10 protein-coding genes and 1 pseudogene are annotated in these 9,442 nt (G+C 66.1%); 6 read left to right on the top strand and 5 right to left on the bottom strand.

Annotation, left to right across the window (positions count from 1 at the left end):
- Window positions 1-552 (top strand): solute carrier family 23 protein (locus A5777_RS06170; RefSeq protein ID WP_331710574.1); only part of this gene is annotated, 552 nt, incomplete at its 5' end.
- Here the strand turns inward: A5777_RS06170 and rfbB are convergent.
- Window positions 542-1,546: a dTDP-glucose 4,6-dehydratase gene (rfbB, locus tag A5777_RS06165; RefSeq protein WP_064862003.1), complete on the bottom strand. Its 1,005-nt coding sequence runs from the start codon at window positions 1,544-1,546 to the stop codon at window positions 542-544. The two genes, A5777_RS06170 and rfbB, sit on opposite strands and share 11 nt — an antisense overlap.
- Before the next feature lie 72 nt (window positions 1,547-1,618).
- Between rfbB and rfbA the strand changes: the two genes are divergently transcribed.
- Both rfbA and A5777_RS06155 read left to right on the top strand, forming a co-directional pair.
- Window positions 1,619-2,497: a glucose-1-phosphate thymidylyltransferase RfbA gene (gene rfbA, locus A5777_RS06160; RefSeq protein ID WP_064861998.1), complete on the top strand. Its 879-nt coding sequence runs from the start codon at window positions 1,619-1,621 to the stop codon at window positions 2,495-2,497.
- 29 nt (window positions 2,498-2,526) lie between these two features.
- Window positions 2,527-3,153 (top strand): dTDP-4-dehydrorhamnose 3,5-epimerase family protein, encoded by a 627-nt coding sequence (locus tag A5777_RS06155; protein ID WP_064862002.1) that lies wholly within the window; start codon window positions 2,527-2,529, stop codon window positions 3,151-3,153.
- A gap of 91 nt (window positions 3,154-3,244) precedes the next feature.
- Here the strand turns inward: A5777_RS06155 and A5777_RS06150 are convergent, their stop codons facing one another.
- Both A5777_RS06150 and A5777_RS06145 read right to left on the bottom strand, forming a co-directional pair.
- Window positions 3,245-3,589 (bottom strand): DUF2304 domain-containing protein, encoded by a 345-nt coding sequence (locus A5777_RS06150; protein ID WP_005206720.1) that lies wholly within the window; start codon window positions 3,587-3,589, stop codon window positions 3,245-3,247.
- 2 nt (window positions 3,590-3,591) lie between these two features.
- Window positions 3,592-4,323, bottom strand: a complete 732-nt coding sequence (locus A5777_RS06145) for a glycosyltransferase family 2 protein (RefSeq protein ID WP_064861997.1) — start codon at window positions 4,321-4,323, stop codon at window positions 3,592-3,594.
- Between the two features lie 82 nt (window positions 4,324-4,405).
- Here A5777_RS06145 and A5777_RS06140 point away from each other — a divergent pair, with 82 nt between their 5' ends.
- A complete protein-coding gene (locus A5777_RS06140) occupies window positions 4,406-5,248 on the top strand; it encodes a glycosyltransferase family 2 protein (RefSeq protein WP_064861996.1) in 843 nt (280 codons plus the stop codon).
- Window positions 5,249-5,364: 116 nt separating this feature from the next.
- Here A5777_RS06140 and A5777_RS06135 read toward each other — a convergent pair whose 3' ends face one another.
- Window positions 5,365-6,630 carry a lipopolysaccharide biosynthesis protein gene (locus A5777_RS06135; RefSeq protein WP_064862001.1) on the bottom strand — a complete coding sequence of 422 codons (1,266 nt, stop codon included), beginning with the start codon at window positions 6,628-6,630 and terminating at the stop codon, window positions 5,365-5,367.
- Between the two features lie 21 nt (window positions 6,631-6,651).
- Complete coding sequence (locus tag A5777_RS06130) at window positions 6,652-8,007, bottom strand: M1 family metallopeptidase (RefSeq protein WP_064861995.1); 1,356 nt, start codon at window positions 8,005-8,007, stop codon at window positions 6,652-6,654.
- A gap of 264 nt (window positions 8,008-8,271) precedes the next feature.
- On the opposite strand from A5777_RS06130, the gene A5777_RS06125 reads away from it, so the two are divergent.
- Window positions 8,272-8,691, top strand: a complete 420-nt coding sequence (locus A5777_RS06125; protein WP_064862000.1) for a DoxX family protein — start codon at window positions 8,272-8,274, stop codon at window positions 8,689-8,691.
- Between the two features lie 80 nt (window positions 8,692-8,771).
- A pseudogene (locus A5777_RS24605) lies at window positions 8,772-9,442 on the top strand (hypothetical protein); the annotation flags it as partial.

Raw genomic sequence — 9,442 nt, 5'->3', positions numbered from 1 at the left:
GAGGCAACAGGGCAGGTGGTGCTCAACGCCGACGTCGTTGGTAAGCGGATCGATAGCGGCGCAACGGTTGGGCGCACCATCCGCGGTGATGCTGTGACGTCGGTGTTCGCAGGGGTCTTCGGCGGGCAAACGATGGTCACCAGCGGGGAGAACATCGGCATCGTGCGCGCAACCGGAGTCCGGTCGCGGTATGTGAGCACGGGGACCGGCGTGCTGCTGCTGTTGATGGCGTTCGTGGCTCCGGTCGGCGCGATCATCAACTCGCTACCGGCGCCCGTGGTCGGCGCCACCGCGGCCTACGTGTTCGCGATGATCATCGTGACCGGGTTGAAGATGTTCACGGCTATCGACATGTCGGCCGACCGCAACTTCGTCACCGCTGTGGCAGCGCTGACAGCGGGCCTGCTGCCGGTGGTCGCACCCGGTCTGTACGGGGCGTTTCCGTCGACCCCGCGGCTGCTGCTGTCGAGCGGTGTCACCATGGCCGCGCTGGTCGGGATCGTTGTCGCCGCGCTCTACGCCCGTCGGCCGCGCAGCCCGCTCAGCCGATGACCTGCTCGGTGCTGGCGTACTTCGCCTCCGCGTCGCCCTTGGCGGCCTGCCACCACGCGGGGTTGTCGCGGTACCAGTCGATGGTCGCCGACAGGCCGGAGCGGAAGTCGGTGTAGCGCGGTGACCAGCCCAGTTCGGTCCGCAGGCGCGTCGAATCAATGGCGTAGCGGCGGTCGTGGCCGGGGCGGTCGGTGACGAAGTCGAAGGCGTCGCGCGGCTGTCCGAGAAGTTCCAGGATGGTTTCGACGACGGTCCGGTTGTCCACCTCGCCGTCGGCGCCGATCAGGTACGTCTCGCCGATCTCGCCCTTCTCGATGATCGTCCAGACGGCGTCGTTGTGGTCGTCGACGTGAATCCAGTCGCGCACGTTGCGGCCGTCGCCGTAGAGCTTGGGCCGTACGCCGGAGAGCACGTTGGTGATCTGGCGGGGGATGAACTTCTCGACGTGCTGGTAGGGGCCGTAGTTGTTGGAACAGTTGGAGATGGTCGCGGGCACCCCGAACGACCGCACCCAGGCACGAACCAGCAGGTCACTGCCCGCTTTGGTGGAGCTGTACGGGCTCGACGGGTTGTACGGGGTCGACTCGGTGAACCGCGACGGGTCGTCGAGGTCGAGGTCGCCGTAGACCTCGTCGGTGCTGATGTGGTGATACCGCACGTCGTGGCGGCGAACCGCTTCAAGCAGGGTGTACGTGCCGACAAAGTTGGTCTGCACAAAGGCCGACGGGTCGGCAAGCGAGTTGTCGTTGTGCGACTCCGCGGCGAAGTGCACGACGAGGTCGGCGTCGGCGACGAGACGGTCGGTCAGCGAGGCGTCGGCGATATCGCCCTCGATGAGGTTGATACGATCCGCGACGGGTGCCAGCGTCGCGGGGCTGGCCGCGTAGGTGAGCTTGTCGAGGACGGTCAACTGCACGTCGGGCCGCTGTTCGAGCGTGCGGAGGACGAAGTTCGCCCCGATGAACCCGGCTCCGCCGGTAACCAGAACCCGCATGCGCTCGTGACCTCTCATCCGTGGCGTGCGATCCGAATTGCCGCTTCGCCGTCGGCGTCTACCCTATTCGACATGCGCGGAATCATTCTCGCCGGCGGGACGGGGTCGAGGTTGCACCCGATCACGCAGGGTGTGAGCAAACAGTTGGTGCCTGTCTATGACAAGCCGATGATCTATTACCCGTTGTCGACGTTGATGTTGGCGGGTGTTCGCGACATCCTGGTGATCACGACACCGCAGGATTCTGCAGCGTTCTCGGGGTTGTTGGGCGACGGTAGTCAGTTCGGTATCGACATCTCCTACGTCACGCAGCCGTCACCGGATGGTCTGGCGCAGGCGTTCGTGCTGGGTGCCGATCACATCGGGAATGAGTCGGTGGCGTTGGTGCTGGGCGACAACATCTTTTACGGTCCCGGTCTGGGTTCGCAGCTGCAGGGGTTCGATGCGATCGACGGTGGTGCGATCTTCGCGTATTGGGTGGCCAATCCGTCGGCGTACGGGGTGGTCGACTTCGACGCGCAGGGGCGGGCGGTGTCGTTGGAGGAGAAGCCGACCTCCCCGAAGTCCAACTACGCGGTGCCGGGACTGTACTTCTACGACAACGACGTCATCGAGATCGCACGTGGTCTGCAGCCGAGTGCGCGAGGCGAGTACGAGATCACCGACGTCAACGCGCACTATCTGGATCAGGGCAAGCTCGCGGTGAAGGTGCTGCCGCGTGGCACTGCGTGGCTCGACACGGGGACCTTTGATTCGCTGCTGGACGCCGGCAACTTCGTGCGCACCGTCGAGCAGAGGCAGGGACTGAAAATCGCTGTGCCCGAAGAGATTGCGTGGCGGCAGGGGTATCTGTCCGACGATGAGCTCGCGACGCGCGCCGAGACGTTGCGCAAGTCGGGCTACGGCAACTATCTGCTCGACATCCTGGCCCGCGGTAAGGGTTTCGAGTGAACACGATGCACGAGGTAGGGGAAGCGCGAGTGAAGATCCGTCCGTTGTCGATCGACGGTGCCTGGGAGTTCACGCCTGTGCAGCACGGCGACGCTCGCGGCTTGTTCGCCGAGGTGTTCAAGGGAGATCTGCTCGACGACGTGATCGGTCACCGACTCGACCTCGCGCAGGTCAATCTGTCGGTGTCGGCCGCGGGGGTCTTGCGGGGTGTTCACTTCGCCGACGTTCCACCCGGGCAGGCGAAGTACGTGACGTGTCCGAAGGGTGCGATCCTCGACGTGATCGTCGACATCCGCGTCGGTTCACCGACGTTCGGTACCTACGACACCGTGCTCCTCGACGACGTCGACCGTGGTGCGGTCTACCTCTCCGAGGGCCTCGGACACGCTTTCTGTGCACTGGAAGACGGGTCGACTGCGACGTACCTGTGCTCGACCGGCTACAACCCCGGCGCAGAGCACGGGATCAATCCACTCGACCCGGAGCTGGGCATCGAATGGCCGACGCTGGCCCGTGACGGCTCGCCCCTGGTCTATGAGCTGTCCGAGAAGGACACTGCGGCACCGGGTTTGACCGCCGCGCGCGAATCGGGGCTCCTCCCGGACTACATCGACGTGACCGCGTATCTGCGGTCGCTGGCCGAAGGGGCGTCGTAGACGCGGCTCGTTCTGGTGAACGCGGCTGGTGCACCAGCCGCGTTTGCAAGTTCGGGCGGCGTTTTGCGGCTGGCTCGGGCGGACAGGGCCCTCAGTCGCGCCGGTTCTCGACCTCGGCGTTCTGCAGTGCGACGGCGCGCGCGAGTCGAGCGTAGCGGATCTCCAGCTCGCGGAACCTGAGATACGTTGCGACAGTGGTGAATGCGAACGCGATCACCAGGCAGTAGAGCACCAGGTCGGTGCCGCGGCCGACGCCAACCCAGCCCGCGACGGTCGTCAGATCGTTGGGGCGGAACATCGCGTAGACGCCGAAGACCACGAACGCGACGAACAGAAGCTTCACTCCCGCAGACGATCTCGCGTTGCCACGGTTGGTGACGAAGAACCACACGAGTCCGAGGGCCGCGAGCAGGAGCAGTATCTGGATGACGATCATGGCTATCTCCTCATGCGCCCGTGCAGCAGACCGTCGGCGACGATGTTGACGCCGTTGATCAGCGACTGCCCCTTGGCGCGTGAGTAGTCGGTGTAGAGGATGGTGACCGGCTGCTCGGCGACCCGCCAGTGATGATGGTCGATGAGCGCGACGAACTCCGACGCGTGGCTCATGCCCGCCATCAGCAGGTCGAGCTGGTCGGCGACGGTCTTGTTGAACGCGCGCAGGCCGTTGTGGGCATCGGAGAGTCCGAGCCTGCGCGTGCGGGGACTCAGGAAGACGACGGTCCGCAGCACGATCCGACGCAGCAGCGGTACCGACTCGCTCCGGCCGTCGGCGAATCGGGTGCCGACGATGATGTCGACGGGCTCGGTGCGTAGGCGATCGATCATCGCGATGACGTCGTCGACGCGGTGCTGGCCGTCGGCGTCGAAGGTGACGAAGTACCGGGCATTGGGCCGTGCCCGCGCATATTCGACGCCGGTCTGGATCGCAGCGCCCTGGCCGAGATTGACCGGATGGCGCACGAGGTGGATGCCGCCGGTCTGCGTGCTCTCGACGTCGGCTGCTGCCGATCGGATCTGAGCGACCGAGTCGTCGGAGCTGCCGTCGTCGACGCAGACGATGTTCGGGAAGGTCTTCGAGGCGTCGACCAGTACGTCTCGGATCACTTCGCCCTCGTTGTAGACGGGGATCACCAACCACACGTCGTCGTTGGTGGGGCGCTCCGTCATGGGGGTAACCCTATCGGAGCAGGTGCGGGGCACTTCGGACGTGCCCGGAAGCCGTGGCGGCGTCAGCGTCTACCCTGATCGGGTGCCTATCGACGTCATGATGCCCTTCTACGGCGACGTCGAGCAGTTCAAGCAGGCGGTCACCAGCGTTCTGGAGCAGTCGGACCCCGACTTCCGGCTCGTCGTCGTCGACGATTGTCATCCGAGCGATGAGCCGCGCGAATGGCTCGCCGGTCTCGCCGACGGTCGCGTCCACTACGAGCGCAACGCGCACAACCTCGGCGTGAACGGCAATTTTCGACGCTGCGTCGACCTCGTCACCGCCGACCGGTACGTCGTGATGGGCTGCGACGACGTGTTGCTGCCCGGGTATCTCGCGGGTGTCCGTGCGCTGGCCGACGCGCATCCCGATGCTGCGGTGATCGCGCCGGGTGTCGAGGTGATCGACGCCGACGATCAGGTGGTGCGCCCGCTCGGGGATCGGATCAAGGCGGTGCTCGCGCCGTCGTCTGCGACGGTCCTGCGCGGCGAGGCGATGGCTACCAGTCTGTATCGCGGCAACTGGACCTACTTTCCGTCGCTGCTGTGGCGCACCGATGCCGTGCGGGCTGTCGGGTTCAGGGAGGGGCTCGACGTCGTCCTCGACCTCGCACTCCTCGTCGACCTCGCCTTCGCGGGGGAGGCGCTCGCCTACGACCCGCGCGTACTGTTCCGATACCGCCGCCACGACGCATCGGTCAGCTCGGTGCAGGCAGTCGACGGTCGACGCTTTGCCGAGGAGAACGCCTTCTTCGACGGCGAGGCGCAACGATCTGCAGCGCGCGGATGGACGCGCGCCGCGCGGGCGGCACGGCTGCACGCGACGTCCCGGCTGCACCACGGCATGGCGCGGATCGCGAGCGCGGTGGCTGGTCGAGGCCGGTAGGTGGCCTTCGACTCGGGTGCTCGCTGCGCTCGCGCCCGGCTCAACCAGCGGGAGGTGGCGCGCCCGGCTCAACCAGCGGGAGGTGCCGCGCTCGGCTCAACCAGCGGGAGGCTCACTCACGCTCGAACGAGGCAACTCAGGTGCACGCATGCCCCGACGAGCGGCCCGACGACCAAGGACAGCGCGACGCGGTCGGTAACCTCGAGCGGCACGGTCAGCAGCGCGGCGCAGGCGATCGCGGCGACCCACCACCCCGCCGCGTACCACCGGTGCGCGCCGACGGACAGCGTGGCCGCGCCGGTCACGGTCAGCAGACCCAGGGCCGTGGCGCCGACCATGAACAACGCGATGGTGCCGCCGCCGAGCGTGAAGTCGGCGCCGAAGATGTGGGTGAGCAGCCAGGAGCCGATCGCCCACGCCGCGACCGCGCCGATCGCACCGACCACGACGACCGCGGCGAGCGGCACGGCGAGTGAACGCAGCAACGCGTCGCGCGCCGCGACGAACCGGGTGATCAGCACGCCTTGAAAGCTGTTGAGCGGCACCAGTAGTGGCGCTCTGGTCAAAGTGACCGCCAGGATGACGGCTCCCACAACGCGCGAATCGTCGTCGGCGCGCGCGGTGATGTTGATCAGTACCGGGAAGCCCATCACCACCACCGCCGACGCCAGCGCGGCCGCCATCGCGGTGAGGGTGTTGCCCGCCAGGCGTCGGTCTTCGACGTCGCCGGGCAATCCGACTGCGCGTCGGGCCGTCGACGACGTTGCGAGCACCATGATCCACGACACCGAGCCGACCACCGTGATCACCAGAAACGCCGGCACGCCCCAGCCGAAAGCGACTGCGATGCCCGCGCCGACCAGTCGGATCAGCGCGTCGACGCTCAGCAGTACCGCGAACGGCGACCACGACAGCGACCCCGACAACGCCCCGCAGAGGTGCGCGTACACCGCGAAGCTCGCGACCCCGACCGCGAGCAGCGCCACCGACAGCGCCCCGTACTGGTCGAACACGTGGTCGCTCCACAGCGGCGACGTCGCCGCGAGGATGACCGCGAGCGCCGCGCCGATACATACGTTGACCAGTAGTGGTCGGCCGCGCGCCGTGCGGGTGTCCGAGGCGGCGCGGATGGTGCGAGTCGTCTCCTGGAGCTGCCCGTTCTGTGCGCCGGTGACGAGGCCGTACGCCGCCCAGAAGACCGCGAAGACGGCGTATCCGGTCGCGCCGAGCTGCCGTGCGGCGAGGAGCAGGACCAGGTAGCCCGACGCCGCCGCGATGATCGTCGCGATGGTGACGCGACCGACGGCGCTGCGCCCGCCGGAACTCGGCCCGCTCGCACCGTCGGACACCGCGGGGATCTCGGGATCAGGACCCGACGTCATCGACACACCGATGCCTCGGCGTCAGGATGGTTCGGGGAACGCCGGAAGCTCCGGGGTGAACAGCCAGGCCTGCCACAGATCGTTCAGCGGGGCGGCGGAGTAGTTTGCCGCGAGCGCGATGAAATCCTCGGTTGTGACGGTTCCGTAGCGGTACTTGTCAGTCCAGCGATGCAGGAGTGCGAAGAAGTTTCCGTCGCCGATGCGAAGACGTAAGGCGTGCAACGTGATTGCGCCGCGCTTGTAGACCCAGTCGTCGAACATCTTTCGCGGTCCGGGATCGACGAGCGTGACCCGGACCGGGTTGGCGGCGAGTTTGGCGTAGTAATGGCGCGCCCACTCGTCGGCGCTTCGGCCGCCCGATCGTTGGCTCCACAGCCACTCGGAGTAGCAGGCGAATCCCTCGTGGAGCCAGATGTCGTGCCACTGCTCGAGTGTCACCGAATTGCCGAACCACTGATGGGCGAGTTCGTGGGCGATCAGCCTCTCGGCGTCGCGGCTGCCGTCGCAGTGGTTGGCCCCGAATGTGCTGAAACTCTGTGCCTCGATGGGGATTTCGAGCGAATCGTCGGTCACCACGACGGTGTACTTGGCAAACGGGTAGGGGCCGAACATCTCGGTGAACGCCTCGACCATCTCCAACTGTTTTCCGAAGTCGACGCGGAAGTTCTCCTTCAGTCGTGACGGTAGGATCGCTTCCACAGGAACGGGTTTCGACGCCAGTCGGATGTGCTCGTATGGTCCGATCTGGATCGAGGCCAGATAGGTCGACATCGGTTCGATCTGTTCGTAGACCCACGTCGTCTGTGCTGCACGTACGCGTTTGGACTCGAGCACGCCGTTGGCGAGTGCGTAGTACGGGCTGTCGGTGGTGATCGAGATGCGGTAGGGCGCTTTGGCGCTCGGGTGGTCGTCGCAGGGAAACCACGACGCCGCGCCGTTGGGCTGGTTGGCGCACAGCGAGCCGTCGGTCAGTTCTTCCCATCCGACGGTGCCCCACGGACCCCGGATGGGGCGCGGGGTGCCGCTGTAGCGGATGACGATCGTCATCGCCCCGCCCGGCTGGATGGGGGAGTCGGGGGTGATGAACAGCTTGCGCTGCCGGTGGCTGTACCTGGCCCGCCTGTCGTTGACGGTGACCTTGCTGACGTTGAGCGTCGACGCCATGTCGAGACTGAAACGCGCCAGCTCGACATACGACGTAGCGGTCAGCGTCGCAGCGCCTTCGAGGCGGTTGCTGGCGACTTTGTATTCGAGGTCGAGGTCGTAGCGGGAAATGCGATAACCGAGATTGCCATTGTCCGGCAGGTAGGGGTCGACGCTGTCGGCCGGTGTGCCGAGAACAGGTTGCCGTGAACTCTTTCCCGACTTTCCCGGCACGCAACGGCTCCTGTCTCTGGCCCTACTGGTGTCTCTGGCCCTACTGGCTGACTCTTCGGCTCTACCATCCACCCGAGCCTGTCCAGCTTGTCCGGCTTGGGCTTTTTTCGGCGTCGTTTTCTCGATCGGGACGCGAGAACTCACCCTACCCGTAGCGTTGGTTTCGTGAGGCGCGTCAGGTTGTAAACGGACTGTGGTCCGGTTAGATTCATGTTCGATACGAACAACGCAAGGGGCGAACAGCGTCCTGAGAAAGGTGACACCATGTACCCGATCCGCAGTCTCGGACTCTTTGCCGCACGGGTGATCCTCGGCATCATCTTCATCGCGCACGGTTGGCAGAAGCTTCACACCTTCGGGCTCGACGGCACCAAGGCCAGCTTCACCAAGATGGGCGCACCCTTCCCTGAGTTCTCCGCGTACTACGCGACCTGGGTCGAGCTGATCGGCGGCATTCTGCTGATCGTCGGCGTTCTGCTGCCGCTCGTCTCCGTGCTGCTGATCATCGACATGATCGGCGCGATCTTCGTCGCCCACATCGATCAGGGGTTCTGGGCATCCGACGGCGGTTACGAGTTCCCGCTGGCGCTCATCGCGGGTCTCCTCGCGGTCGGCTTCGCATCGGCGGGCGGTCTGGCCTTCGACACCCACGTCTTCCGACGACGCAACCGAGTGGCCGACTGACGCGATTCGCCCGATCGGGCTACAGCAGTTGGTCTGATCGGGCGACGCGCGACGCTCCGCAAGGCTCTTAACCTCAACAGATGGTGCGACGCGACTCCCAACCCGATGGCGTGAACCCCGAATCACCCGTCCGCGGCGCCGACATGGTTCACCTCCCGGCGGCGCGACCCCAGACGGGGGTCAGCCCCGCAGGCTGGGCGCGGCACTACCCTCCGCAGGCGGTTCCCTACCTGGCCAACGTCCCCGGACCGGGCCCGGTGCCGTACTGGGGACCGGGCCCAAGCCCCTGGCCCGGCCCGCCGGGGATGCCGATGAGTGGCCCGCCGGTGTTCGGAGTGTCCGATCCCGAATTACTGGCGTTGCGCCGTCCCACACGCGTGTCGATCTTCGGTTGGCTGCATGCTGCCGGTTCGGTCATCGCAATCCTCGGGGGGATCGTTCTGCTGGTCTCGCTGTCGGCTCAGTTCGGTCCGGGCGGACAGGCGACGCCCATGTTCGTGGTCACCGTAGCCGAGATCGTCTTCTTGCTGCTGAACTCGGGCATTGCCGTCGGTTTCCTTCGCGGATCGCGGGGTTGCTATCTCTACTACTGCACGGTCGCGGTGATCAGCGTCTCGTTACTCGCGGTCGCTGTGGTCGCGACGATCGTGGCTCTGGTTGTGATGGCTGAAGTAGCCGCGGTGCTGGTCGGGCCGGTCATCCTGTGGGGACTGATCGCTGCAGTGTGGTGGTACATGCTGTTCAACCGGCC

The sequence above is a fragment of the Gordonia sp. 852002-10350_SCH5691597 genome (assembly GCF_001665715.1).
Taxonomy (GTDB): Bacteria; Actinomycetota; Actinomycetes; order Mycobacteriales; family Mycobacteriaceae; genus Gordonia; species Gordonia sputi.
The sequence above is the reverse complement of the archived record's forward strand: the minus strand, read 5'-3'. Positions and strand labels throughout refer to the sequence as shown.

Bases quoted from the DNA above. Each gene is read 5' to 3' on its own strand.
- rfbB (WP_064862003.1), bottom strand. From the start codon at position 1,546: ATGCGGGTTCTGGTTACCGGCGGAGCCGGGTTCATCGGGGCGAACTTC.
- rfbA (WP_064861998.1), top strand. From the start codon at position 1,619: ATGCGCGGAATCATTCTCGCCGGCGGGACGGGGTCGAGGTTGCACCCG.
- A5777_RS06150 (WP_005206720.1), bottom strand. From the start codon at position 3,589: ATGATCGTCATCCAGATACTGCTCCTGCTCGCGGCCCTCGGACTCGTG.
- A5777_RS06145 (WP_064861997.1), bottom strand. From the start codon at position 4,323: ATGACGGAGCGCCCCACCAACGACGACGTGTGGTTGGTGATCCCCGTC.
- A5777_RS06135 (WP_064862001.1), bottom strand. From the start codon at position 6,630: ATGACGTCGGGTCCTGATCCCGAGATCCCCGCGGTGTCCGACGGTGCG.
- A5777_RS06125 (WP_064862000.1), top strand. From the start codon at position 8,272: ATGTACCCGATCCGCAGTCTCGGACTCTTTGCCGCACGGGTGATCCTC.